This is a genomic window from Streptomyces sp. NPDC088730 (assembly GCF_044751215.1).
Classification (GTDB): domain Bacteria; phylum Actinomycetota; class Actinomycetes; order Streptomycetales; family Streptomycetaceae; genus Streptomyces.
The window spans coordinates 1,027,703-1,052,928 of the sequence record NZ_JBIVLK010000001.1 but is presented as its reverse complement, the minus strand read 5'-3'; the positions used below and the strand labels follow the sequence as shown (position 1 = coordinate 1,052,928).

Annotated in this window: 20 protein-coding genes and 1 pseudogene; 14 read left to right on the top strand and 7 right to left on the bottom strand. The window is 72.0% G+C overall.

The window, feature by feature from the left end; translation table 11 throughout:
* Positions 1–272: 272 nt before the first annotated feature.
* The 4 genes from ACIP89_RS04710 to ACIP89_RS04695 all read right to left on the bottom strand — a co-directional run bounded on the left by ACIP89_RS04710 (position 273) and on the right by ACIP89_RS04695 (position 3,455).
* Positions 273–968: a response regulator gene (locus ACIP89_RS04710; protein WP_401922745.1), complete on the bottom strand. Its 696-nt coding sequence runs from the start codon at positions 966–968 to the stop codon at positions 273–275.
* Positions 965–2,227 (bottom strand): sensor histidine kinase, encoded by a 1,263-nt coding sequence (locus tag ACIP89_RS04705; protein ID WP_401922742.1) that lies wholly within the window; start codon positions 2,225–2,227, stop codon positions 965–967. Before ACIP89_RS04705 ends, ACIP89_RS04710 begins: the two co-directional genes overlap by 4 nt.
* A gap of 154 nt (positions 2,228–2,381) precedes the next feature.
* Positions 2,382–2,660 (bottom strand): hypothetical protein, encoded by a 279-nt coding sequence (locus ACIP89_RS04700; protein ID WP_073735605.1) that lies wholly within the window; start codon positions 2,658–2,660, stop codon positions 2,382–2,384.
* 9 nt (positions 2,661–2,669) lie between these two features.
* On the bottom strand, positions 2,670–3,455 hold the full coding sequence (locus ACIP89_RS04695; RefSeq protein WP_401922739.1) for a PspA/IM30 family protein: 786 nt from the start codon (positions 3,453–3,455) through the stop codon (positions 2,670–2,672).
* 371 nt (positions 3,456–3,826) lie between these two features.
* Here ACIP89_RS04695 and ACIP89_RS04690 point away from each other — a divergent pair, with 371 nt between their 5' ends.
* The 3 genes from ACIP89_RS04690 to ACIP89_RS04680 all read left to right on the top strand — a co-directional run bounded on the left by ACIP89_RS04690 (position 3,827) and on the right by ACIP89_RS04680 (position 6,431).
* The gene (locus ACIP89_RS04690) at positions 3,827–4,426 is read left to right on the top strand and encodes a DUF3043 domain-containing protein (RefSeq protein WP_401922737.1); all 600 of its coding nucleotides are present in this window, start codon (positions 3,827–3,829) and stop codon (positions 4,424–4,426) included.
* Between the two features lie 107 nt (positions 4,427–4,533).
* A complete protein-coding gene (locus ACIP89_RS04685) occupies positions 4,534–5,268 on the top strand; it encodes a class I SAM-dependent methyltransferase (RefSeq protein ID WP_401923699.1) in 735 nt (244 codons plus the stop codon).
* 71 nt (positions 5,269–5,339) lie between these two features.
* Entirely contained in the window at positions 5,340–6,431 is a 1,092-nt protein-coding gene (locus tag ACIP89_RS04680; protein WP_401922735.1) for a S1C family serine protease, read from the top strand.
* Positions 6,432–6,574: 143 nt separating this feature from the next.
* Here the strand turns inward: ACIP89_RS04680 and ACIP89_RS04675 are convergent.
* A pseudogene (locus ACIP89_RS04675) lies at positions 6,575–6,775 on the bottom strand (hypothetical protein); the annotation flags it as partial.
* 213 nt (positions 6,776–6,988) lie between these two features.
* On the opposite strand from ACIP89_RS04675, the gene ACIP89_RS04670 reads away from it, so the two are divergent.
* The 4 genes from ACIP89_RS04670 to ACIP89_RS04655 all read left to right on the top strand — a co-directional run bounded on the left by ACIP89_RS04670 (position 6,989) and on the right by ACIP89_RS04655 (position 12,262).
* Positions 6,989–8,191, top strand: coding sequence for a bifunctional adenosylcobinamide kinase/adenosylcobinamide-phosphate guanylyltransferase (locus ACIP89_RS04670; RefSeq protein ID WP_402112991.1), 1,203 nt, complete (start codon positions 6,989–6,991; stop codon positions 8,189–8,191).
* Between the two features lie 149 nt (positions 8,192–8,340).
* Complete coding sequence (cobT, locus tag ACIP89_RS04665) at positions 8,341–9,489, top strand: nicotinate-nucleotide--dimethylbenzimidazole phosphoribosyltransferase (protein ID WP_401922730.1); 1,149 nt, start codon at positions 8,341–8,343, stop codon at positions 9,487–9,489.
* A 92-nt stretch (positions 9,490–9,581) separates the two neighbouring features.
* Positions 9,582–11,390, top strand: coding sequence for a phosphatidylglycerol lysyltransferase domain-containing protein (locus ACIP89_RS04660; RefSeq protein WP_401925379.1), 1,809 nt, complete (start codon positions 9,582–9,584; stop codon positions 11,388–11,390).
* The gene (locus tag ACIP89_RS04655) at positions 11,387–12,262 is read left to right on the top strand and encodes a hypothetical protein (RefSeq protein WP_402112989.1); all 876 of its coding nucleotides are present in this window, start codon (positions 11,387–11,389) and stop codon (positions 12,260–12,262) included. Before ACIP89_RS04660 ends, ACIP89_RS04655 begins: the two co-directional genes overlap by 4 nt.
* Here the strand turns inward: ACIP89_RS04655 and ACIP89_RS04650 are convergent.
* On the bottom strand, positions 12,205–12,966 hold the full coding sequence (locus ACIP89_RS04650; RefSeq protein ID WP_401925375.1) for a hypothetical protein: 762 nt from the start codon (positions 12,964–12,966) through the stop codon (positions 12,205–12,207). The two genes, ACIP89_RS04655 and ACIP89_RS04650, sit on opposite strands and share 58 nt — an antisense overlap.
* Positions 12,967–13,054: 88 nt before the next feature.
* Here ACIP89_RS04650 and ACIP89_RS04645 point away from each other — a divergent pair, with 88 nt between their 5' ends.
* The gene (locus tag ACIP89_RS04645; protein ID WP_402112987.1) at positions 13,055–13,834 is read left to right on the top strand and encodes an adenosylcobinamide-GDP ribazoletransferase; all 780 of its coding nucleotides are present in this window, start codon (positions 13,055–13,057) and stop codon (positions 13,832–13,834) included.
* Between the two features lie 9 nt (positions 13,835–13,843).
* On the opposite strand, the gene ACIP89_RS04640 is transcribed toward ACIP89_RS04645, so the two are convergent.
* Entirely contained in the window at positions 13,844–14,689 is an 846-nt protein-coding gene (locus tag ACIP89_RS04640) for an endo alpha-1,4 polygalactosaminidase (protein WP_402112985.1), read from the bottom strand.
* 268 nt (positions 14,690–14,957) lie between these two features.
* Here ACIP89_RS04640 and ACIP89_RS04635 point away from each other — a divergent pair, with 268 nt between their 5' ends.
* The 6 genes from ACIP89_RS04635 (at position 14,958) to ACIP89_RS04610 (ending at position 25,220) form a co-directional block, all read left to right on the top strand.
* On the top strand, positions 14,958–16,493 hold the full coding sequence (locus ACIP89_RS04635) for a leucyl aminopeptidase (protein ID WP_402112982.1): 1,536 nt from the start codon (positions 14,958–14,960) through the stop codon (positions 16,491–16,493).
* A 325-nt stretch (positions 16,494–16,818) separates the two neighbouring features.
* Positions 16,819–18,207 carry a dihydrolipoyl dehydrogenase gene (lpdA, locus tag ACIP89_RS04630; RefSeq protein ID WP_401922712.1) on the top strand — a complete coding sequence of 463 codons (1,389 nt, stop codon included), beginning with the start codon at positions 16,819–16,821 and terminating at the stop codon, positions 18,205–18,207.
* Between the two features lie 60 nt (positions 18,208–18,267).
* The gene (sucB, locus tag ACIP89_RS04625) at positions 18,268–20,088 is read left to right on the top strand and encodes a 2-oxoglutarate dehydrogenase, E2 component, dihydrolipoamide succinyltransferase (RefSeq protein WP_402112980.1); all 1,821 of its coding nucleotides are present in this window, start codon (positions 18,268–18,270) and stop codon (positions 20,086–20,088) included.
* A gap of 147 nt (positions 20,089–20,235) precedes the next feature.
* Positions 20,236–20,859, top strand: coding sequence for a GntR family transcriptional regulator (locus ACIP89_RS04620; RefSeq protein WP_073735619.1), 624 nt, complete (start codon positions 20,236–20,238; stop codon positions 20,857–20,859).
* A gap of 322 nt (positions 20,860–21,181) precedes the next feature.
* Entirely contained in the window at positions 21,182–23,851 is a 2,670-nt protein-coding gene (aceE, locus tag ACIP89_RS04615; protein WP_402112977.1) for a pyruvate dehydrogenase (acetyl-transferring), homodimeric type, read from the top strand.
* 388 nt (positions 23,852–24,239) lie between these two features.
* A complete protein-coding gene (locus ACIP89_RS04610; RefSeq protein ID WP_402112976.1) occupies positions 24,240–25,220 on the top strand; it encodes a helix-turn-helix transcriptional regulator in 981 nt (326 codons plus the stop codon).
* Positions 25,221–25,226: the final 6 nt, after the last annotated feature.

The window sequence follows — 25,226 nt, the reverse complement described above, 5'->3', positions numbered from 1 at the left end:
GGGACAGACCCGGCCCGGACCGACCGGAGCGTGGGGGGTGGAAGAAGGAGTGCGGTTGGGTGCGTGCGGCTGCACGGCGGAGGATCGAGGCAACGCGGAGCGTTGTTGATTGACGACAACGCCGCGGATGTGCGTGCCCAACCCCACGACGCCGCCCCCCATGCACCGGTCGGTCCCTATACGATCGCCCACGTCTGGGACCCAAAGCGTCAATCGCAGGTCGCTTTCTTATCCGCCGCATACCGCAGCTGGAGTACGCCGCGGCTGCACCCTCACTCCACCCTGGGGCGCACCAGGCCCGATTCGTAAGCGATTACCACCAATTGCGCGCGGTCGCGGGCGCCCAGCTTCGCCATCGCCCGGTTCACATGGGTCTTGACGGTGAGCGGGCTGACCACCAGGCGCTCCGCGATCTCGTCGTTGGAGAGCCCGGCGGCGACCAGGACCAGCACCTCGCGCTCCCGTGTGGTGAGGGCCGCGAGGCGCGCGGAGTACTCAGCGGCGCCCGGCCCCTCGCCGCCCGCACCGCCGCCCTGCGCCAGGAACGTGGCGATCAGCCCCTTGGTCGCGGCCGGTGAGAGCAGCGCCTCGCCGCCCGCGGCGATCCGGATGGCGTTGAGCAGCTCCTCCGGTTCGGCGCCCTTGCCCAGGAAGCCCGAGGCACCGGCCCGCAGCGACTGGACCACGTACTCGTCCACCTCGAAGGTGGTGAGCATGACGACGCGTACGTCCGCGAGTTCCGGGTCGGCACTGATCATCCGGGTCGCGGTGAGCCCGTCCGTGCCCGGCATCCTGATGTCCATCAGCACCACGTCGGCGCCGGTCGAACGGGCCAGCTCCACCGCTGCCGCGCCGTCCGCCGCCTCACCGACCACCCGCATGTCGGGCTCCGAGTCCACCAGCACCCGGAACGCGCTGCGCAGCAGCGCCTGGTCGTCGGCGAGCAGGACCTTGATGGCCGGTGTCATGCGTTCTCCCCCGTCCGGCCCGCCATGCCCGGTTGATCCGGCTGCTGCGGGAGGGCCTTGACGGGCAGGATCGCATGGACGCGGAAGCCGCCGCCGTAACGGGGTCCGGCGTTGAGGGTGCCGCCCAGGGCCGTGACCCGTTCCCGCATGCCGAGCAGTCCGTGGCCGCCCCCGTCGGCCGTACCGCCCTGGTTGCCGCGGCCGTTGTCGAGCACCATGACCTCGGCGGTGGCCCCGACCCGTACGACGCTCACCTCGGCCTTGGCGCCGGGGCCCGCGTGCTTGCGGACGTTGGTCAGCGCCTCCTGGATCACCCGGTACGCGGCCAGGTCCACGGCGGCGGGCAGCGGCGGGTTCTCGCCGGCCGCGCAGGCCACCTCGACGGGCAGCCCGGCCCGGCGCACGGTCTTCACCAGCTCGTCCAGGACGGCGAGCCCCGGGGCGGGTTCGGTCGGCGCCTCCGGGTCGCCGGACTGGCGCAGCAGCCCGACGGTGGCCCGCAGTTCGTTGAGCGCGGAGCGGCTGGCCTCGCGGACGTGGGCGAGCGCCTGCTTGGCCTGGTCGGGGCGCTTGTCCATGACGTGGGCGGCGACCCCGGCCTGCACGTTGACCAGGGCGATGTGGTGGGCGACGACATCGTGCAGGTCGCGGGCGATCCGCAGCCGTTCCTCCGCCACCCGTCGCCCGGCCTCCTCCTCACGGGTCCGCTCGGCCCGTTCGGCGCGTTCCCGGATCGCGTCCACGAAGGCGCGCCGGGAGCGCACCGCGTCCCCGGCGGCGCCCGCCATCCCGGTCCAGGCGAAGACGCCGAAGTTCTCCTGGCTGTACCAGGGCGCGGGACCGAAGAGCATCGCGGCGGCGGTGAGCGCGGCCATCGTGAGCAGCCCGACCCGCCAGGTGGTGGGCCGGTCGGTGCGGGCGGCGATGGTGTACAGCGCGATGACCACGCTGAACACCACCGGGGTCGGCGGGTCCACCAGCACCAGCTCGACGACCGTCAGTCCGCAGGTGGTGGCGAGTACGGCCATCGGATGGCGGCGGCGCCACACCAGGGCGAGGGCGCCCAGCACCATCAGCAGCACGCTGCCCGCGTCGGGGGTGCGGGTGCCGAAGGTGGGTCCGTTGTGCGAGCCGGGATCGGCGAACGAGCCGATGATCATGGCGGTGAGCACACACAGGGCGAGTGCTCCGTCCAGCGCGAGCGGATGGTCGCGCAGCCAGTGCCGGACGCGCAGCACGCCGGTTCCGAGGGTGGTCACGTCAAGCAACGTTACGGCGTGTCGCGCGGGAGCCGGCCCGGCCGCGGTGCGCGGAAAGCGGCCGGGCGGTCCGCCGGGCGCGCGACAGTGCCCCGCGTCCGGCGGAGGCCGGTGCGCGGGGCACTGTCGGTGCGGGTGCTGGAGCCGCCGGTTCTCAGCCGGGAATCAGACCGTCGTCGCGAAGCATGGCGCGTACCTCTTCGAGGGTCGCCTCCGGTGACGGCAGGATCAGCTCGGACGGCTCCAGGGAGTCGTCCGGCAAGGGCGCGCCGAGTTCGCGCACCCTGGCGAGGAGCGCGTGGAGAGTGGAGCGGAAGCCTGGGCCGTCGCCGCTCTCCATCTCGGCGAGCAGTTCGTTGTCGAGCTCGTTGAGCTCGGCGAGATGACTGTCGGCCAGGAGTACCTGGCCCTCCCCCATGATCCGTACGATCATGTCGCTGCCTTAATTCTTGTCGAACTTGTTCGGGGACCGGTTCTGGGACTGCTGCTGCGCGGCGTCCTGCGGGCCGCCCTCGATAGCCTGCTGCGAGGAGGAGCCGCCGGCCAGTTCGGCCTTCATGCGCTGCAGCTCCAGCTCCACGTCGGAGCCACCGGAGATCCGGTCCAGCTCGGCGGTGAGGTCGTCCTTCGCCGTGCCGGTCGGGTCGTCGAGGGCGCCGGAGGCGAGCAGCTCGTCGATCGCGCCTGCGCGCGCCTGGAGCTGCTGGGTCTTGTCCTCGGCCCGCTGGATCGCCAGGCCGACATCGCCCATCTCCTCGGAGATGCCCGAGAAGGCCTCCCCGATCCGGGTCTGCGCCTGGGCCGCCGTGTAGGTGGCCTTGATCGTCTCCTTCTTGGTGCGGAAGGCATCGACCTTGGCCTGCAGCCGCTGGGCCGCGAGAGTGAGCTTCTCCTCCTCACCCTGCAGCGTGGTGTGCTGCGTCTCCAGGTCGGTGACCTGCTGCTGGAGGGCCGCTCGGCGCGACAGCGCTTCGCGGGCCAGGTCCTCGCGACCGAGCGCGAGTGCCTTGCGGCCCTGGTCCTCCAGCTTCGAGGTCTGGCCCTGCAGCTGGTTCAGCTGCAGCTCCAGACGCTTGCGCGACGTCGCCACGTCGGCGACACCGCGGCGTACCTTCTGAAGCAGCTCCAGCTGCTTCTGGTACGAGTAATCGAGGGTCTCGCGCGGGTCCTCGGCCCTGTCAAGGGCCTTGTTTGCCTTCGCGCGGAAGATCATCCCCATACGCTTCATGACACCGCTCATGGGCTTCGCGCGCCCCCTTCTGACTTAACTGGGCTCCAGCACTCCAACAGAACCCACAGTACGGGCCCTGTCTCTATTACCGCACTGTTCGAGCAAGGATGTGGTCCTCCCCAAGGACGACTGACACGGCCCGGCACTCCGGCGCAGGGAGTAGGTGAAGGCCGGGGGGATCCGTTGACGGCACCCGGATCGCCCGCTTGTGATGCCCCTGTCATCCCGCCCGTAACGCCCGTAACGCCCGTATTGTCCCGCTCGCACACCGATCATCCCGCTCGCACACAGCTGAGGACGCAGGCCGTTGCCGGATCGTTCCCGGCCGGTCTGGGGTCGCCGCGATCGACCCCGTACCCTTGGGCCTTGTGTTCCGTAGCCGCTCCAAGGAAGAGAAGGCCCCCACCAACAAGGTGACGGCGGACCTCTCCAAGACGCCCCGCGACCCGCAGGCCCCCAAAGGTCGCCCCACCCCCAAGCGCAGCGATGCCCAGACGCAGCGCCGTCGTGCCTCCAGTGGAGCGCCGGCCGATCGCAAGGAGGCCATGAAGCGCCAGCGCGAAGCGCGCCGCGTCGACATGGCCAAGCAGCGTGAGGCGCTCGCCAGTGGTGACGAGCGCTATCTGCCGGCCCGTGACAAGGGCCCGGTGCGGCGCTTCGTCCGCGACTTCGTGGACTCGCGCTTCTGCATCGCGGAGTTCTTCCTGCCGCTCGCCGTGGTCATCCTGATTCTCAGCGTGATCCAGGTGCGGGGCATCCAGAACATCTCGCTGCTGCTCTGGCTCGGCGTCATCGTGCTGATCGTGGTCGACTCGATCGGGCTGACGTTCCGGCTGCGCAAGCAGCTGAACGAGCGGTTCCCGGACACGCCCAAGCGCGGCGCGGTCGCCTACGGCCTGATGCGCACGCTCCAGATGCGACGGCTGCGGCTGCCCAAGCCGCAGGTCAAGCGCGGAGAGCGGCCCTGAGTACGGATCTCTTCGGCCCGGCCGGCGGCGCGTCCGCCGACCGGCCGGGCGATGCCGTCGCCGGGTTCTCCGGAGCCGCTTCGGCGTGGCTGGACGGACTCGGCGGACTGCGCGACGTCGTCCGCCAGGAGCTGGTCGCCCGGCAGCTGGACGAGCAGATCGCGGGCCGCTTCCCGGTCGGGCAGCGGCTGCGCATCCTGGACGTCGGTACCGGCCCGGGTACGCAGGCACTGCGCCTCGCCCGCGCCGGGCACACCGTGACCGGGCTCGAATCCGACACCGGGATGCTGCGGACCGCGCGTGAGGCGCTCGCGGGCGAGCCCGCGGGAATCCGTGAGCGGGTCCGGCTCATCGAGGGCAACGGCCAGGACACCGGGGTGCACTTCCTGCCCGGCAGCTTCGACGTGGTGCTCTGCCACGGCGTGCTGATGTACGTCCAGGCACCCGACGCCATAGTGGCGGGGCTGGCCCGGATGCTCGCGCCCGGCGGACTGCTGTCGCTGCTCGTGCGGAACGCGGAGGCGCTGGCCATGCGGGCCGGGACCGCCGGGGACTGGGACGCGGCGCTGGCCGCGTTCGACACCGACCGCTACACCAACCGGCTCGGGGTGTCCGTGCGCGCGGACCGGCTCGACGCCCTCACCGCGACGCTCGCCGGGATCGCGGCGCCGCTGCACGCCTGGTACGGGGTGCGGGTCTTCACGGACAACGTGAGCGACGACGCGGAGCTGCCCGCCGCCGCGGAGCTGGAACGCGTGCTGGCCGCGGAGGACCGGGCGGGCCGGACGGACCCCTACCGCAGGGTGGCCGCCTTGCTGCACCTGTGCGGAGTGCGGGGCTGAGGACTGCCCCACTGTGCTCGGGCGGGTGCGCTCAACGAGCCGCCAATGGGGTTGAAAGTAATAATCCGGACATGGATTCCATTCACTCCCGCCGCCGTGCGCGCCGGCTGCTGCTGCCTCTGACCGCGGGTGTCTGTGCGATCGCGCTGGCCGGCGGCTGCTCGGACTCGAACTCGAACTCCTCCGGACCCGACGCGACGAGGGCGAGCCAGGTCCAGCAGGGCTCGGCCTCGAAGGCCACCGGCGACCTGCAGGCCGAATACCAGTCCGTCATCAAGAACGTGCTGCCCTCCGTGGTGCAGATCGACGCGTCGGACAGCCTGGGCTCCGGCATCGTCTACGACACCAAGGGCCATATCGTCACCAACGCCCACGTCGTCGGCAAGGAGAAGACCTTCAAGGTCAGCTCGGCCACCGGCGAGAAGGTGCTGAGCGCCTCGCTGGTCGCCGCCTACCCCGAGCAGGACCTGGCCGTCATCAAGCTCGACAAGGTGCCCAAGGGGCTCAAGGCCGCGAACTTCGGCGACTCGGAGAAGGTCGCCGTGGGGCAGATCGTGCTGGCGATGGGATCGCCGCTCGGGCTGTCCAGCAGCGTCACCCAGGGGATCGTCTCCGCGCTCGGCCGGACCGTCAGCGAGAGCAGCGCGGGCGGCGGCACCGGGGCCACCATCGCGAACATGGTGCAGACCTCCGCCGCGATCAACCCCGGCAACAGCGGGGGCGCGCTGGTCAACCTGGACAGCGAGGTGGTCGGCATCCCGACGCTGGCGGCGGCGGACCCGCAGCTGGGCGGCAGCGCGGCGCCGGGGATCGGGTTCGCGATCCCGGTCTCGATGGTGAAGACGGTCGCGGACCAGATCATCAAGACGGGCAAGGTCACCGACTCGGGCCGGGCGGCGCTGGACATCACCGGCCGCACGGTCGTCGACAACAGCTACAAGCCGGCCGGGGTCGCGCTCGTCAGCGTCTCCAAGGGCGGCGCGGCGGAGAAGGCCGGTCTGCGGGTCGGGGACATCATCACCAAGATCGGCAACACGCCGGTCACCACGATCACGTCCCTGTCCGAGGCCCTGGCCTCGGACAAGCCGGGCCAGAAGGTCACCGTGACGTATCAGCGCAGCGAGGCGGAGAAGACCGCGCAGGTCACCCTGGGCGAGATCTGAAGAGCCGGCGCGCCCGGCGGCCGCGCGGCCGCCGGGCGGACCCCGAGGGGTGCGCCCGGCGGCCGTCCGGCTCAGCTCTGCTCTGCCTGCTCCGGCTGCTCGGACCGCTCGGACTGGTCTGACTGGTCTGACTGCTCCGGCTGTTCGGCCTGGAGGCTCATCGGGCCGTAGATCTTCGTCGCGTCGTCGAAGAGCGTCACCTGAGCCGCCCCGCCGTCGAGGAGTTCCTTCCAGTACTCACCGATCCAGGACTCCGCGTCGCCCTGCGTCGTGAATTCCTCCGGCTGAAGGGCCGGCTCCGTCTCCGTACCGTCGGACTTCTCGAACCGCCACGTCCACGCCATGTCCGCCTCCTGGGTCACTTGTTACGCTCCGCAGCCTAGGGCCTGTCCGGCGGATCAGGGCCGGAAAGGGCGCGCTGCCGTGCCGGACGCCGTGCCCCGGGCCCTGATCCGCCGGACGGACGCCAGTCGCCGCGGACCTGCGCGGGAGGGGTCGGGGCACGCCGGTGCACCCCACGTCGCGCACCCGGTGCGGGTACGCGGGAGGATCGGACCGTGGAACTGACCCTGCTCGGCACCGGAGCCCCTGACGGGCTCCCTCGGCCGGAATGTCCCTGCGCCGCCTGCGCCACCGCCCACGGGGCGCGCAGCCGGGCCGCGACCGCTCTGCTGGTCGACGACGCGCTGCTGCTCGACCTCACCCCCGGGGCGGTGTTCGCCGCCGCCCGTGCGGGGCATTCGCTCACCGGCGTGCGCCAGGTGCTGCTCACCCATCCGCACGACGGCCCCGCTGTCGAGCTGCCCCCCGGGCTGCCTCCGGCGGGCCGGGTGCCGGACGGGCGGGAGCTGACGCTGATCAGCGGACACCGGGTGCGGGCCGTGCCGATGGACGCGCCGGGGACCGGTTACGAGGTGACCGCGCCGGAGGGCGAGCGGCTGCTGTACCTGCCGCCGGGCGCCGCGCCCGCCGGTCTCGCCGACCGGATGGCGGAGCCGTACGACATGGTGCTCTGCGACGTCGTGGGCAGGCCCGACGCGGTGGCCCGGCTGCGGGCCGTCGAGGCGGTCGGCCGGGCCACCGAGGTGGTCGCCGTCCATCTGGACCACGACGCGCCGTACGGGCCCGCGCTCGACCGCCTGCTCACGGCCGCCGGGGCGCGGGCCGTGCCGGACGGGACGACGCTGCCGGTCGGCGGGTTCCACGCCGCACCGGACGTCCCCCGGCGCACCCTGATCACCGGCGGCGCGCGGTCCGGGAAGTCGGTCGAGGCCGAACGGCGCCTGGAGACGTATCCGGAGGTCGTGTACGTGGCGACCGGCGGCACCCGCGACGGGGACGCGGACTGGGCGGCCAGGATCGGGCTGCACCGGGAGCGCAGACCCGCTGCCTGGCGCACAGAGGAGACCTGCGAGCTGGCGGAGCTGCTGGCCTCGGACGGGCCGCCGCTGCTGATCGACTGCCTCTCGCTCTGGCTGACGGACGCGATGGACCGGGTGGACGCCTGGGACGACGCTTCGTGGGCCGGTGGCGGGCGGAGCGCGCTGCGCGAGCGGACGGCGGAGCTGGTGGCCTCGGTGCGCGGGACGCGGCGCACCGTCGTCCTGGTGACCAATGAGACCGGCTCCGGGGTGGTGCCCGCCTCTGCGGCGGGGCGGCGGTTCAGGGACGAGCTGGGCCGGCTGAACGCCTCGGTGGCCGCCGAGTGCGAACAGGTGCTGCTGGTGGTGGCCGGGCAGTCGCTGCCCCTGCGCGGCTGAGCGCCCGGCACCGATGGGGCAGCACACCGGAGGGGTCCGGAAATCGCGGCAGGTACTGTTCCGCAGGGGAGGTCACCCGGCAGCCTCTGAGAGGCTGCCGCCGGGCTCCCCCGGCCCACACGACGTATCGACCCGCGAGGCAGACCCCCGTGAATCTGGACGACTTCTCCGACCTGATCGAACGCCCCGACGGGGGCGTACGACGAGACGCCGAGGAGCGCCGGGAGCGCTTCGCCGTGCCCCCGGGCGGCCTGGGCCGCCTGGACGAGCTGGGTGAGTGGCTTTCGGCCGCCCAGCAGGCCGTACCGGTCAGGCCGATCGGGCAGCCGAGGGTGGTGCTGTTCGCCGGTGACCACGGGGTGGCGGCGCTGGATGTCTCGGGGCGGGCGGCCGGCACCGCGTACGAGCTGGTGCGGGCCACGCTGGAGGGTGCGACACCGGCCGCCGTGCTGGCCCGCCGGTTCGGTGTACCGGTGCGGATCGTCGACGCGGGCCTGGACTGCGACCCGGAGCTGCTGCCGGAGCAGGTGGTGCGGACCCGGGTGCGGCGCGGCAGCGGCCGGATCGACATCGAGGACGCGCTGACGGCCGAGGAGGCCGAGCAGGCGGTACGCCTCGGCATGGCGATCGCCGACGAGGAGGCCGACTCCGGCACCGACCTGGTGGTGCTCGGTGATCTGAGCGTCGGCGGCACGACGGCCGCGGCCACCCTGATCGCGGCGCTGTGCGGGACCGATGCCTCGGTCGTCACCGGGCGCGGCGGAGCGGGCATCGACGACCTGGCCTGGATGCGCAAGTGCGCGGCGGTCCGGGACGCGCTGCGCCGGGCCCGGCCGGTCCTGGGCGACCAGCTGGAGCTGCTGGCCACGGTGGGCGGTGCGGATCTGGCGGCGATGACCGGCTTCCTGCTCCAGTGCGCGGTGCGCCGGCTGCCGGTGGTGCTGGACGGGGTGGTCTCCGCGGCCTGCGCGCTGGTCGGTCAGCGAGCGGCGTTCCGGGCGCCGGACTGGTGGCTGGCGGGGCACGTGAGCGGGGAGCCGGCACAGGCGAAGGCGCTGGACCGGATGGCACTCAACCCGCTGCTCGACCACGGCGTCATGGTCGGGGAAGGAAGCGGGGCATTGCTCGCACTTCCGTTCGTGCAGGCCGCCGCCGCGCTGGCGGCGGAGCTGCCCGAGCGCGCGCCGGCCGCCGAAGAGGACGAAGAGGAAGAGAAGGAAGAGCGGGAGGACGGGAACGACGGCGGGGAAGCGGCGGCCGGCGAAGGGGCCAACGAGAGCGAACCGGCCGGGAACTGACGCGAAGCAGCTGACCGATCAGGCTGCGGTCCCCGGACACCGGCCGCCGAGTGGCTCTTCATGAAGTGCGATGCCCCATATGATCGCTTTTCATGGGAGAGGTCAGATTGGCCAGCGAGGAATCCGGGCATGGCGCCGTCCCGGCACAGAGCACCGTCCGGTCACAACGCAGCGCGGCCTTCGCCATCTGGTACCTGCGCGTCGTGTCGTTCATCAACTTCCTGAGCGCCGCCTGGGTCACCTTCGGACAGGATCTCCGGCGGCACAACACCGAGAACTACTTCACGCCCTATCTGCTCACCGCGGGTTTCTCGTCCGGGGTGGTGGCGCTCTTCCTCGCGGTCACCATGCGGCGGCGCAAACGCGCCGCGTGGATCGTCAACATGGTCCTGAGCGGGCTCACACTGCTGCTCTTCGCCGCGGTGATCGGCTTCCCGGAGATCCGCCGGTACCCGCAGAACTGGATCTCGCTGGCGCTGACCGCCTCCTTCGTCCTGGCGCTGGCCCTCGGCCGGCGCGAGTTCTACGCGAAGGGCGACCGGTCCAATCCGAAGCTGGCCGCGCTGGTGGCGGTGGTCGGGCTGCTGGTCACCTCACTGATCGCGGCGGCCCTGGTCGCCGCCACCAACACCGCGCACGACGAGTCCCGTTCGACGTTCCTGGACCGCTGGCGCTACGGGGCGCTGCGGCTGGTGTCCGTCGCGGACAACGACTCCCGGTTCCCCGGCATCACCACGCCCGGCTGGGTCAACGTCGTGATCAACATCATGTCCACGCTGCTGCTGATCGCCGTCGTCTACGCGGCCTTCCGCTCCCGCCGGGCGGTCGACCCGATCAGCCCGCAGGACGAGGAGGCGCTGCGCGTCCTGCTCGACAAGCACGGCGACCGGGACTCGCTCGGCTACTTCGCGCTGCGCCGCGAGAAGAGCGTCATCTGGTCCCCGACCGGAAAGGCGGCCGTCGCCTACCGGGTGGTCGGCGGGGTCTCGCTGGCCTCCGGTGATCCGATCGGCGACCCGGAGGCCTGGCCCGGCGCGATCGGCCCCTGGCTGGCCGAGGCGCGCGAGCACGGCTGGACCCCGGCGGCGATGGGGGTGAGCGAGGAGGGCGGCACCGTCTACGCCCGGCACGGGCTCGACGCCCTGGAGCTCGGGGACGAAGCGATCGTGGAGACCGCCGAATTCACCCTGGAGGGCCGGGCGATGCGCACCGTCCGCCAGGCCTACAACCGGGTCAAGCGGGCCGGTTACGAGGTCACGGTGCGGCGGCACGAGGAGATCCCGGAGGCCGAGATGGCCGAACTGGTGCGCCGGGCCGACGACTGGCGCGACGGGGCGACCGAGCGCGGCTTCTCGATGGCGCTGGGCCGGCTCGGCGACCCGGCCGACGGACAGTGCGTGATGCTCGAATGCCGGTACACCGGCACGTCCCCCGAACCGGGCGAACAGGGCGAGCTGCGGGCCGTGCTGAGCTTCGTCCCCTGGGGCCCGAACGGCCTCTCGCTCGACCTGATGCGCCGTGACCGGGACGCGGAGAACGGCCTGATGGAGTTCATGGTCATCGAACTCCTGCAACGGGCGCCGGAGATCGGCATCACCCAGGTCTCGCTGAACTTCGCGATGTTCCGGTCGGTCTTCGAGCGGGGCTCGCGGCTCGGTGCCGGGCCGGTGCTCAGGCTGTGGCGGTCGCTGCTCAGCTTCTTCTCGCGCTGGTGGCAGATCGAATCGCTGTACCGCGCCAACGCCAAGTACCGGCCGATCTGGGAACCGCGCTTCCTGCTCTTCGAGAAGAGTTCCGACCTGCTGCGCATCGGCGTCGCGGCCGGGCGCGCCGAAGGGTTCCTGGAGGCTCCCGGACTGCCCAAGTGGCTGCACCGCACGCACCTCGGACCGCGTGGATGAGACCGGTGCGCGCGCTCGGCCGGGCGGCCCGCCGGGAGTGGGGCCCGCTGTGGGCGACCGTACGGGCGGCGCCGGTGCCGCGTCAGCCGAGGTCTGCCCGTGAAGGAGCGGCGTCAGGTGCGTGCTCTCGGCGGGCCGGCCGGAAGCCCTCGTACTGGACGTACTCGGGCCTTCGGCCGGCGCGGCGAGAGTGCGTGCCGGGGGCCGCGACGGGGCGAACCCCGGAGCGGCTGCGGGCCGTCCCGATGACGCTGGCGGCGGTCGGTCTCACCGCGCTGCTCCAGGTGGTGCAGAACCGGTCCTGGGGGTTCGGCCCGGTACAGACGCTCGGTGCGGTGCGGGCCGAGGACCCGCTCTGGGCGGCTCTGCTGCGTACCCCGCTGTCGCTGTTCGTGCCCGCGCCGGACCTGCCCGTCTGGGGTGCGCTGGCGCAGTTGCTGCTGGTGTTCGGGGTCGCCGAGATCAGCCTGGGCCGGTGGCGGACGCTGCTGATCGCGTACGTGGCGACGCTGGCCGGGACGCTGTACGCGCGGATCGGCGTCGCGGCCGGCCCCGACGGGCTCTTCGGTCTGCCCGCCTCCGACGCGCTTGAGGTCGACACCGGCCCCTCGGCCGCCGTGGTCGCCCTGGCGGTCTACCTCGCCTACGTCTACCGGGCCTGGTTCACCGGGGCGCTGGTGATCGGGGCGATGGCGGCCGAGATCGCTGTCAAGGACAACCTGGCGGGCAAGGAGCACCTGGCGGCCATCGCGACGGCCCTCGTGCTGTGCGCGGTCTCGGCCCGCCACGACCGGCGCAGGCTGCTGCGCCGCCGTCAGGACTTGGACGTGGGCGCCGGCACCCGGTCGGGCGCGCCGCCGATCAGGTCCTGAAACCTGCGGCGGGGACCGGCCCAGCGGACGTCGTGGTGGTAGGCGCGCAGCACCGAGCGGGAGCGGGCCCGGTGCCGGTTGCGGTAGAACCGCTTCGCCCACGTCGAGGCCGGCCGGGCGAGGCGGACCGCGCCGATCAGGGCGACGAACGGGACCAGGGTGCCCACCACCGCCATCCGCGCCTTGCCCTTGAACAGCGAGACCAGCACGAAGCAGAAGTTGATGACGACGGTGAGCACGGCGCTCAGCCGGCCCTGCTGCTCATCGTCGCTCAGGTCGTTCACGCCGAGCGGCGAGAACCCGCCGAGCACGAGCAGCACCAGCGCGGCGGTGAGGACCACGACCTCCACGCTCTGGCGGCCCTGCTCCGTCCAGTACACGTCGTCCAGGTGCAGGATCAGCGCGAACTCGTCCAGCACCAGGCCCGCACCCATGCCGAAGACCACCGCGCAGGCCCCGGCCGTGAAACCGTGCCGCCCGCTGGCGACCGCGCCGAAGCCGCCGACCACGCTCAGCACCACCCCGGGCACCACGTGGTGGACGTGGACCCCGCCGGGGGTGAAGTTGCGGAACGGGCCCTTGCCGGCCCGGATCATCCGGGTGATGACCCTGGTGATCGCGAAGGTCAGCACGAAGGCGGCCAGCGCCAGGAGCAGGGGCAGCTTCCCCGGCTCGACGATGTTCTGATCGAACCAGTGACCCATGCCACCCACTCCTGATAAGCCGCTTTCGCCCCGCTCCATGGCGTTTCGGACAATCTATCGGCCGCGCCCACCGATTAGCCTGCGCGCCGTGACCTCCCTGAACAGCCACGGCATACGTTTCGCCTTCGGCACCCTCACCGTGATCCCCGTCCGCGTCACCCGCTGGGACCGTGCGGCGGCGCGGTCCGGAATGCTGTGCGCCCCGCTGGCCGGTCTGGTCGTGGGGGTCCTCGCGGCGGTGCCCGGCAGCCTGCTGCTGCTGTCCGGCTCCGGGCCGCTGCTCGCCGCCGTCGTCTGCGCCGCGGTGCCGGCCGCCCTCACCAGGGGGCTGCACCTCGACGGTCTCGCGGACACCGCCGACGGCCTCGGCAGCGGGAAGCCGGCCGAGGACGCGCTGCGGATCATGAAGCAGTCCGACATTGGGCCGTTCGGTGTGATCACCCTGCTGTTCACGCTGCTCGCACAGGTGGCGGCCCTTGAGCAGCTGTACGCGCAGAGCTGGACGCGGGGCGCGGCGGCGGCCGTCGTGGCGGGTGTCGTCGCCCGGCTCGCCCTCACCCTCGCCTCCCGCGACGGGGTCCCGGCGGCCCGCCCCGAGGGACTGGGCGCCGCGGTGGCGGGCACGGTGCCGGTCCGGGGCGCGGTGGCGGTCGCGCTCGTGACGGTGGCGGCCTGCGCGGGCGCGGGAGCGCTGCTCGGCGGGTACGGGGCCCTGAGGTACGGGCTCGCCGCGCCGGCCGCTCTCGCGGTCGCCCAGCTGCTCCTGCGGCACTGCGTGCGACGGTTCGGCGGGGTGACCGGCGATGTGTTCGGGGCGCTGGCGGAGACGGCGGCGACCGTGACGCTGGTGGGGCTGACCCTGGGCTGAGAGGCCCGGTCAGGCCCCGGCCGCCGGACACCGCTCGCGCCAGACGCCGAGCTCGTACTTCTTGAGCAGCGAGCTCAGCCCCAGCCGCCGGGAGTCCGCGCAGAACCGGGTCACGGGCAGCTCGTACTCCACGTGGAAGACCGCCTTGCCCGCCTTCACGAACGGGCTCAGCTCCTCGCACTCCCGGTACTGGGCGCACTGCTCGTTCACCGCGAAGTCGAAGTCCCCCACCAGCTCCGGGATCTGCGGGAGGTCGTTCTTCAGGCCGACGGCCATGCCGTGGCGGTGGGCGGCGCGGGCGACGAGCCGGTTGTAGCGCAGCTGGTGGGCGGCGGTCAGCGGGAAGCCGGAGCGGTTGCGGTAGCCGTCCATGTTGTCGGGTTCCACCGCGTCGAAGCCCTTCTTCGCGCACATCGCGATCCGGGCCTCCATCAGCGGCTCCAGCACGTCGGTGCGGCGGATGTCGAGCCACCGCTCCCCCGCCCAGCCGTTGCTCTTGCCGAGGACCGCCGCCGGGAAGTCGCCGGCGTCCGGGCGGAACTCCTCCCAGGCGCCGGTGGAGAGGTAGCAGATGACCTTGCGCCCCTTGCGGTGCAGCCCGGCCACCTGGGACGCGTCGTGATCGAAGCCGTCGATGTCGTACACCGGGGCGTCCACCGTGGTGTCCAGCCGGCCGGAGAGCTGCCACTGCCAGTCGGTGCCGGGCTCGGGCTGCCAGCGGGCCCCGGCGGACTTTCCGGCCCCGGCGGATTCCGGCGCCGAGGTGCAGCCCGCCAGCACGGCCAGCAGAATCAGTACGGCGACGGGCAGCACAGCCGGCCCTCCGGTCACCCTCGCGGTCGGCCGCTCGCGCATCGTTCTCCCAGCTCACCGGCGTACCGCGAACATGGTCGCGGCCGTGCCCCGTTCCCCCGGGAAGATCATCCCGGCAGGACAACCGTACGACGGCCCGCACACGTACTCGGCCCGCCGCCGTGATCCGGCACCAAGGGCGCGCGTAGGCTCATTCCCGGCACATTGCGGCGGCGCCTACGATGCGCCGGGCGCGGTCGGCCCGCCCTCTCAGCCAACACTGGCCAACACAGACCGGCCCAGAACTCTACGGAAGCGAGATTTCACCACCGTGACTGCTCTCACTCTCAGCACCTCCGGTGCGGCGACACTGCGCGCCGACGCACTCGTCGTCGGTGTCGCCAAGGGCGACAAGGGCCTGGTCCTCGCACCGGGCGCCGAGGCCGTCGACAAGGCGTTCGGCGGAAAGCTCGCCGCCGTCCTGGAGACCCTGGGCGCCAGTGGTGCCGAGGGCGAACTGACCAAGCTCCCCGCGCCCGACGGCCTGAAGACCCCGGTCGTCATCGCGGCCGGCCTCGGCCCGGTCCCGGACAAGGACGGCGCCTACGACGCCGAGGCGCTGCGCCGGGCCGCGGGCTCCGCCGCCCGCTCGCTCACCGGCTCGAAGAAGGCCGGCTTCGCGCTGCCCATCGGCACCGTCGAGGACGCCGAGGCCATCGCGGAGGGCGCCCTGCTGGGCGCGTACGCCTTCACCGCCTACCAGCGCGGCGAGAACAAGCTCGCCCCCAAGGCCTCCAGTGGCGCCAAGCCGCCGCTCGCCGAGGTGGCCCTGCTCGGCGCCAAGCCCCGCGACAAGGCGTTCAAGGCCGCCGCGGAGCGTGCCGTCGCGCTGGCCGAGGAGATCAACCGCGCCCGCGACCTGATCAACACCCCGCCGAACGACCTGTACCCCGAGTCCTTCGCCGCCGTGGCCACCGCCGCCGGCAAGGAGCACGGCGTCAAGGTGCAGGTGCTCGACGAGAAGGCGCTCGTCAAGGGCGGCTACGGCGGCATCCTCGGTGTCGGCCAGGGCGCGTCCCGCGGCCCGCGCCTGGTGAAGCTCGCCTACACGCACCCGAAGGCGGAGAAGACCCTGGCCCTGGTGGGCAAGGGCATCACCTACGACTCGGGCGGCATCTCGCTGAAGCCGGCCGGCCACAACGAGACGATGAAGTGCGACATGGCCGGCGCGGCCGCCGTGTTCGCCTCCGTCGTCGCGGCCGCCCGCCTGGGCCTGCGCGTCAACGTCACCGGCTGGCTGGCGCTGGCCGAGAACATGCCGTCGGGCAACGCCACCCGCCCCGGTGACGTGCTCAACATGTACAGCGGCAAGACCGTCGAGGTGCTCAACACGGATGCCGAGGGCCGCCTGGTCCTGGCCGACGCGCTGACCCGCGCCTCCGAGGAGAAGCCGGACGCGATCGTCGACGTGGCGACCCTGACCGGCGCGATGGTGCTGGCCCTGGGCAACCGCACGTTCGGCATCATGGCGAACGACGACGCCTTCCGCACCTCGATCCACGAGATCGCCGAGGAGGTCGGTGAGGCCTCCTGGCCGATGCCGCTCCCCGCCGACCTGCGCAAGGGCATGGACTCCCCGACCGCCGACATCGCCAACATGGGCGAGCGGATGGGCGGCGGCCTGGTGGCCGGACTGTTCCTGAAGGAGTTCGTGGGCGAGGGCATCGCCTGGGCGCACCTGGACATCGCGGGTCCCGCCTTCCACGAGGGCGCCCCGTACGGCTACACGCCGAAGGGCGGCACCGGGTCCGCGGTCCGCACCCTGGTGAAGCTGGCGGAGCGCACGGCGGCCGGAGACCTCGGCTGAGTTCGTAGTGTGGGACGGCCCCGGGCATACGTCCGGGGCCGTCCGTGTTGCACCCACGGCACCGCTGCCGGGTCCGGGCGGGTTTCGCTCTCGACGAAATCAGCCCTCCCTACGCGGCGGTAACCCGCTGGGACGGACGATCGTCCGTCCCAGAGCAGGGCCCCGCGTCCCGCCCACCGTCAACAAGTGCGAAGATGGGTTCTCGGCAGGACAGGGCCCCCACCACAGGGCCGAATGACAAAAGCGGCCGCACACCAGCCGACCGGCCGGTCACACCCCGATGACGGGGGCCCGGCGTACGGCGCACATGCATGGAGGACGTGACGTGGCGAACGACGCCAGCACCGTTTTCGACCTAGTGATCCTCGGCGGTGGCAGTGGCGGTTACGCCGCGGCCCTGCGCGGAGCGCAGCTGGGCCTGGACGTCGCTCTGATCGAGAAGGGCAAGGTCGGCGGCACCTGCCTGCACAACGGCTGTATCCCCACGAAGGCCCTGCTGCACGCCGGTGAGATCGCGGACCAGGCGCGCGAGGCCGACCAGTTCGGTGTCAAGGCCACCTTCGAGGGCATCGACATGGAGGCCGTCCACAAGTACAAGGACGACGTGATCTCGGGCCTGTACAAGGGTCTGCAGGGTCTCATCGCCTCCCGCAAGGTGCACTACATCGAGGGTGAGGGACGGCTCTCCTCCCCCACCTCGGTGGACGTGAACGGCCAGCGCATCCAGGGCCGCCACGTGCTCCTGGCGACCGGCTCCGTGCCGAAGTCGCTGCCGGGCCTGGAGATCGACGGCAACCGCGTCATCTCCTCGGACCACGCGCTGAAGCTGGACCGGGTCCCGAAGTCCGCGATCGTGCTGGGCGGCGGCGTCATCGGCGTCGAGTTCGCCTCGGCGTGGAAGTCCTTCGGCACCGACGTCACCATCGTCGAGGGCCTGAAGCACCTGGTCCCGGTCGAGGACGAGAACAGCTCGAAGCTTCTTGAGCGCGCGTTCCGCAAGCGCGGCATCAAGTTCAACCTCGGTACGTTCTTCCAGGGTGTCGAGTACACCCAGGACGGCGTCCGGGTGACCCTCGCCGACGGAAAGACCTTCGACGCCGAGCTGCTGCTGGTCGCCATCGGCCGCGGCCCCGTCTCGCAGGGCCTCGGTTACGAGGAGGCCGGTGTCGCGATGGACCGCGGCTACGTCCTCGTCGACGAGTACATGCGGACGAACGTCGAGACCATCTCGGCCGTGGGCGACCTGGCCCCGACCCTTCAGCTCGCGCACGTCGGCTTCGCCGAGGGCATCCTCGTCGCGGAGCGGCTGGCCGGTCTGAAGACCGTTCCGATCGACTACGACGGTGTGCCGAAGGTGACGTACTGCCACCCCGAGGTCGCCTCCGTCGGTATCACCGAGGCCAAGGCCAAGGAGCTCTACGGAGCGGACAAGGTCGTCGCCCTCAAGTACAGCCTCGCGGGCAACGGCAAGAGCAAGATCCTCAAGACCGCGGGCGAGATCAAGCTCGTCCAGGTCAAGGACGGTGCCGTGGTCGGCGTCCACATGGTCGGTGACCGTATGGGCGAGCAGGTCGGCGAAGCCCAGCTGATCTACAACTGGGAGGCGCTGCCGGCCGAGGTCGCGCAGCTCATCCACGCCCACCCCACGCAGAACGAGGCGATGGGCGAAGCCCACCTGGCCCTGGCCGGCAAGCCTCTGCACTCCCACGACTGATCAGTCGACGGGCGCGACGACCGACCTACTTCCGCACATTCGTAAGGAGCAACTGAAACCATGTCGGTTTCCGTAACCCTTCCGGCGCTCGGCGAGAGCGTCACCGAGGGCACTGTCACCCGCTGGCTGAAGGCCGAGGGCGAGCGCGTCGAGGCCGACGAGCCGCTGCTGGAGGTATCGACCGACAAGGTCGACACCGAGATCCCGGCCCCCGCCTCCGGCATCCTGGCCTCCATCAAGGTCGCCGAGGACGAGACCGTCGAGGTCGGCGCAGAGCTGGCCATCATCGACGACGGCACGGGCGCGCCCGCTGCCGCCGAGGCCCCCGCGGCCGAGCCCGAGGCCGCACCGGCCCCGGCTCCGGCCGCCGAAGCCCCCGCCGAGGCTCCGGCCCCCGCCGCCGAGGCCCCGGCCGAAGCTCCGGCCGCCGCCCCCGCCGGTGGTGCCTCCGGCACCGACGTCACCCTTCCGGCGCTCGGCGAGAGCGTCACCGAGGGCACCGTCACCCGCTGGCTGAAGGAGGTCGGCGAGGAGGTCACGGAGGACGAGCCCCTCCTCGAGGTCTCCACGGACAAGGTCGACACCGAGATCCCGGCCCCGGTTTCCGGTGTGCTGCTGGAGATCGTCGTCGCCGAGGACGAGACCGCGGAGGTCGGCGCCAAGCTCGCCGTCATCGGTGCCCCCGGCGCCGCCCCGGCCGAAGCTCCGGCCGCCGCCGCTCCGGCTCCGGCTCCGGCCGCTGCCGCCCCGGCACCTGCCGCCCCGGCAGCTCCCGCCGCCCCGGCACCTGCCGCTCCGGCGCCCGCCGCCCCGGCTCCGGCTCCGGCCGCTCCCGAGGCACCGGCCGCCGCTCCGGCTCCGGCCGCCCCGGCGCCCGCCGCCGCTGCCCCGGCTCCGGTCACCCCGGCGGCTCCGGCCGCTCCGGCCGCTCCGGCCGCGACCTCCGGTGACGACGGCGCGTACGTCACGCCGCTGGTCCGCAAGCTCGCCGCCGAGAACGGCGTCGACCTGGGTTCGGTCAAGGGCACCGGCGTCGGTGGCCGTATCCGCAAGCAGGACGTCGTGGCCGCAGCGGAGGCCGCCAAGGCCGCCGCCGCTGCCCCGGCCCCCGCCGCCGCTGCTCCGGCCGCCTCCAAGGCGCCGAAGCTGGAGGCCTCCCCGCTGCGCGGTCAGACGGTCAAGATGACCCGCATGCGCAAGGTCATCGGCGAGAACATGATGAAGGCGCTGCACTCGCAGGCTCAGCTGACGACGGTCGTCGAGGTCGACGTCACCAAGCTGATGAAGCTGCGCAACAAGGCGAAGGACGCCTTCGCGGCCCGTGAGGGCGTCAAGCTCTCCCCGATGCCGTTCTACGTCAAGGCCGCCGCCCAGGCGCTGAAGGCCCACCCGGTCGTCAACGCCCGGATCAACGAGGACGAAGGCACGATCACGTACTTCGACTCGGAGAACATCGGCATCGCCGTGGACGCCGAGAAGGGTCTGATGACCCCGGTCATCAAGGGTGCGGGCGACCTCAACATCGCCGGTATCTCGAAGAAGACCGCCGAGCTGGCCGGCAAGGCACGCGGTGGCGGCCTGACGCCGGACGACATGTCCGGTGCCACCTTCACCATCAGCAACACCGGTTCGCGCGGTGCGCTGTTCGACACCGTCATCGTGCCGCCGAACCAGGCAGCCATCCTGGGCATCGGCGCCACCGTCAAGCGCCCGGCCGTCATCGAGACCGAGGAGGGCACCGTCATCGGTGTCCGGGACATGACGTACCTCGCGCTCTCCTACGACCACCGTCTGGTGGACGGCGCCGACGCCGCCCGCTACCTGACCTCGGTCAAGGCGATCCTGGAGGCCGGTGAGTTCGAGGTCGAGCTCGGCCTCTGAGCACCGCGGCTGTAACCAGCCTCACCAGCGGCGCCCCCGTCCGGAACACTCCCGGGCGGGGGCGCCGCCGTATTGTCTAGACACCACCGGCCGCTCCGGCAGCCGAGTTGGGTGCAGGCAGCACCGGTTTGCCCGAAGGAGCCCCACATGACCCCGCCCGTCGTCCACTCGCTGCGCGAACAGATCCGCGAGCACATCGTGGACGGGATCGTCAGCGGGCGCTGGAAGCCGGGCGAGCGGATCGTGGAGCGCCGCATCGCCACCGAGCTGGAGGTCAGCCAGACGCCGGTGCGCGAGGCGCTGCGGGAGCTGGAGACGCTCCGGCTGATCGAGTCGGCCCCCAACAAGGGCGTCCGGGTCCGCAACCTCACCGCGGCCGATCTGGAGGAGAGCTACCCGGTCCGGGCCGGCCTGGAGCAGATCGCGGCGGAGCTGGCCGCCCCGGGCCTGGGCGAGAACTGCTCACGGCTCGCCCCGCACGTCACGGCTCTGTACGAGGCCGACCGGCTGGCCGACGGCGAGGCCCAGGTGCGCCACACGGTCGGCTTCCACCGCGAGCTCGTCCGGGCGGCCGGCAACGCCGTGTTGCTGCACACCTGGGAAGGGCTGGGCATCGAGGTGTTCACCGCCCTCTCGATCCGCTGGCTCGGCACGGTGCAGAAGTCGTACGCCGAGGAGCACGAGGCGCTCATCGAGGCGTTCCTGCGCAAGGACCCGGACATCGGCGTGCTGGTCAAGGCACACGTGCTCGGCTGCGCCCCGCGCGCCTGAGCGGGACGGGCGCCGAGCCTGACGGGCGCCTGAGCGGGATGCGCGCCGAGCCCGACAGGGGCCGACCATGGTGCGCATGTGACGCGAGTGATGCTCAGCCGTGCAGATGAGCGCCCCTTTTGCCCGCTATATCCCGTCACTGCGTGCCCCGTTCTGCGGCACGCCATGCCACTTTCTCCATATCGAGAAGTTTTGCCTTTCATCCTTTGATCGATCATCGATCGGAGACTTACAGTTCATCCGCGGGCCCACCGGCCCCATCGCCCTGTCCTGCCAGTCAGGGACCTTTCTCCACCCCCCTCCTCACCGGAAGGCGGCGATCATGACCGACCCCGTAGGAAAGCTTCCGAGCGAGCTCGACCAGCTCCCGGACCGCGACCCCGAGGAGACCGCCGAATGGGCGGCCTCCCTGGATGCCGTCACCAAGGCCGCAGGCCCGCACCGCGCCGCATACCTGATGCGCCGCTCGCTCCAGCATGCCGAGGGCGCCGGTCTCGCGCTGCCCAAACTGCTGGAGACCGATTACGTCAACTCCATCCCGACCGCCGCCGAGCCCGCGTTCGACGGCGACCTGGAGATGGAGTCCAGGATCACCGCGTGGAACCGCTGGAACGCGGCCGCGATGGTCACCCGCGGCTCCCGGTTCGGCGTCGGCGGCCACATCGCCACCTTCGCCTCCGCGGCCTGGCTGTACGAGACCGGCTTCAACCACTTCTTCCGCGGCAAGGAGGGGGACGGCTCCGGCGACCAGCTCTACATCCAGGGCCACGCCTCCCCCGGCATATACGCCCGCGCCTTCCTGGACGGCCGGCTCAGCGAGCAGCAGCTCGACAACTTCCGCCAGGAGGCGGGCGGCGACGGCCTGCCGTCCTACCCGCACCCGCGGCGGCTGCCCTGGCTGTGGGAGTTCCCCACCGTCTCGATGGGCCTCGGCCCGCTCTCGGCGATCTACCAGGCGCGCTTCAACCGCTACCTGACCAACCGCAGCATCAAGGACACGTCGAACTCGCACGTCTGGGCCTTCCTGGGCGACGGCGAGATGGACGAGCCCGAGTCGACCGCCGCCCTCGCCCTCGCGGCCCGTGAGCAGCTCGACAACCTGACTTTCGTCATCAACTGCAACCTGCAGCGCCTCGACGGTCCGGTCCGCGCCAACTTCCGCGTGGTCCAGGAGCTGGAGGGCGCGTTCCGCGGTGCCGGCTGGAACGTCGTCAAGACGCTCTGGGGCAACGCCTGGGACGAGCTGTTCCAGCTCGACACCACGGGTGCGCTGGTGCGCCGGCTCCGGGAGGTCCCGGACGCGCAGTTCCAGACGTACGCCACCCGTGACGTGGCCTACATCCGCGAGCACTTCTTCGGCACCGAGCCCGCGCTCGCCGAGCTGGCGAAGCTGCTCTCGGACGCGAAGATCGCGGAGTGTTTCCACACCTCGCGCGGCGGCCACGAGGCCCGCAAGGTGTACGCGGCGTACCGGGCGGCGCTGGAGCACAAGGGTGCTCCGACGGTGATCCTGGCGCAGACGGTGAAGGGCTACACGCTCGGCCCCGGCTTCGAGTCGCGCAACGCCAACCACCAGATGAAGAAGCTCGACGGCAAGCAGTTCCGCGCCATGCGCGATCTGCTGGAGCTGCCGATCCCGGACGCGAAACTGGACGAGGGCCTGGTGCCGTACGGCCACCCGGGCGCCGACTCCCCCGAGGTCCGCTACCTCCAGGAGCGCCGTGCCGCCCTCGGCGGTCCCGCCCCGGCCCGCCGGGTGCACGCGGTGCCGCTGCCCGCGCCCGAGGAGCGCGCGTTCGCCGCGCTGAAGAAGGGCTCCGGCAAGCAGGAGCTGGCCACCACGATGGCCTTCGTCCGCCTCGCCAAGGACCTGATGCGGGACAAGGAGACCGGCAAGCGCTGGGTTCCGATCGTCCCCGACGAGGCCCGCACCTTCGGTATGGAGGCGCTGTTCCCGTCGGCCGGCATCTACTCGCCGCTGGGCCAGACGTACGACCCGGTCGACCGCGACCAGCTGATGTACTACAAGGAAGCCAAGGACGGCCAGGTCCTCAACGAGGGCATCACCGAGGCCGGCGCGATGGCCGACTTCATCGCCGCGTCCACGTCGTACGCGACGCACGGCGAGCCGATGATCCCGTTCTACATCTTCTACTCGATGTTCGGCTGGCAGCGTACGGGCGACCAGTTCTGGCAGCTGGGCGACCAGCTCGGCCGCGGTTTCGTGGTCGGTGCCACGGCGGGCCGTACGACCCTGACGGGTGAGGGCCTCCAGCACGCGGACGGCCACTCGCACCTGATCGCGTCCACGAACCCGGCGTCGCTCAACTACGACCCGGCGTTCGCGTACGAGATCGCGGTGATCGTCCAGGACGGTCTGCGCCGGATGTACGGCCCCGAGGCCGAGAACGTCTTCTACTACCTGACGGTCTACAACGAGCCGAAGCCGCAGCCCGCGATGCCGGAAGGCGTCGAGGAGGGCATCGTCAAGGGCCTCTACCGGTTCAAGGAGGGCACGCCCGCGAAGGCGGACGCGCCGCGCCTCCAGCTGATGGCCTCCGGTACGGCGATCCACTGGGCCCTGGAGGCCCAGGAGCTGCTGGCCGCGGACTGGGGTGTCACGGCCGACGTCTGGTCCGCCACCTCGTGGGGCGAGCTGCGCCGCGACGCGCTGGAGTGCGACGAGGCGCTGCTCCGCGGTGAGCAGCGGACGCCGTACGTGACCCAGGCGCTGGAGGGCGCCCCGGGCCCGGTCCTCGCGGTCAGCGACTGGATGCGCGCGGTGCCGGACCAGATCAGCCAGTGGGTGGAGCAGGACTGGTCCTCGCTCGGTACGGACGGCTTCGGCCTCTCCGACACCCGCGAGGCGGCCCGCCGCCACTTCGGCGTGGACGCGCAGTCGGTCACCGTCGCGGCACTGGCCCAGCTGGCCCGGCGCGGCGAGGTGCCGGCGTCCGCGGTCAAGGACGCCCGCGAGCGGTACGGGCTCTGACGGCCCGGAGGACGGGGCGCGGGCTCGTCCCGTTCCCCGTCCTCCGTTTCCTCCAGCCCGTCCGGCCGAGGCTTCGTCCTCAATCGCCGGACGGGCTCGGTGTCTGCGGGGTCTCCGGCCTGAGGCCTTGTCCTCAATCGCCGGACGGGCTTGATGTGCCTGCCGCACGATTCCCTGCGCGGCAAGGGCACCCCCAAGCCCGTCCGGCGATTGAGGACATCCTTCGAGCCGGGCCGGCGCTTGAGGCCACACCAAGCCCGGCCGGCGCTTGAGGCCACACCCAGCCCGGCCGGCGATTGAGGCCATCCTTCGAGCCCGGCCGGCGCTTGAGGCCAGGGCTGGGCCGGGACGCAGGCGCCCTCCCCCTCACCGCGGCCACAATGGCCGCATGCGTGCTGCCCGGCTCATCAGAATGGTGCTGCTTCTGCAGAACCGCCCCGCCATGACCGCCGCCGAGCTGGCCCAGGAGCTGGAGGTGTCGGAGCGGACCGTCACCCGGGACGCCCAGGCGCTCTCCGAGGCGGGCATCCCGGTCTACGCGGAGCGTGGGCGGGCGGGCGGCTACCGGCTCGTCGGCGGTTACCGCACCGGGCTCACCGGGCTCGCCCGTGACGAGGCCGAGGCGCTCTTCCTCTCCGGGCTGCCCTCCGCGCTGCGCGAGATGGGCCTGGCGGACGCCGGGGACGCCGCCCGGCTGAAGGTGTCCGCGGCCCTGCTGCCCTCCCTGCGGGACGCCTCCGCAGGGGTCAGCCGCCGCTTCCACCTGGACGCACCCGGCTGGTACCGGGAGACGGTCACCCCCGAGCTGCTGCCCGCCGTCGCCGAGGCGGTCCGGGACGACCGGACGGTGCTGGCGCGCTACCGGCGGCCCGGCCCGGACACCGAGGTGGAGCGGGAGCTGTCGCCGTACGGACTCGTGCTCAAGGCCGGGGTCTGGTACCTCTGCGCCCGCGCGGCGGACGACTTCCGGGTCTACCGGATCGACCGGTTCACGGCCGTCACCGTCTCGGACACCCGGTTCGTCCGGGACGAGGCCTTCGACCTGCCGGGGTTCTGGGACGAGCGCGCGGCGCAGTTCGCCCGGTCGATCCTGCGTGCCGAGGTGACGCTGCGTCTCTCGGAGGCAGCGGCCGCCCGGCTGCCGCACACCGTGGACCGGGCCGCCGCCCTCGACGCCCTGGACGCGGCCGGGCCGCCGGGGCCCGACGGCTGGGTCACGGTCACTCTGCCGGTCGAGTCCCTGGATGTCGCGTACGGCCAGCTGCTCTCCCTGGGACCGGAGTTGGAGGTACTGGAACCGGCCGAACTGCGGACCCGGTTCTCCGAGGCCGCCGAGCGGCTGCACTCGCTCTACCGGCGGCCCCGGTGAACGGTC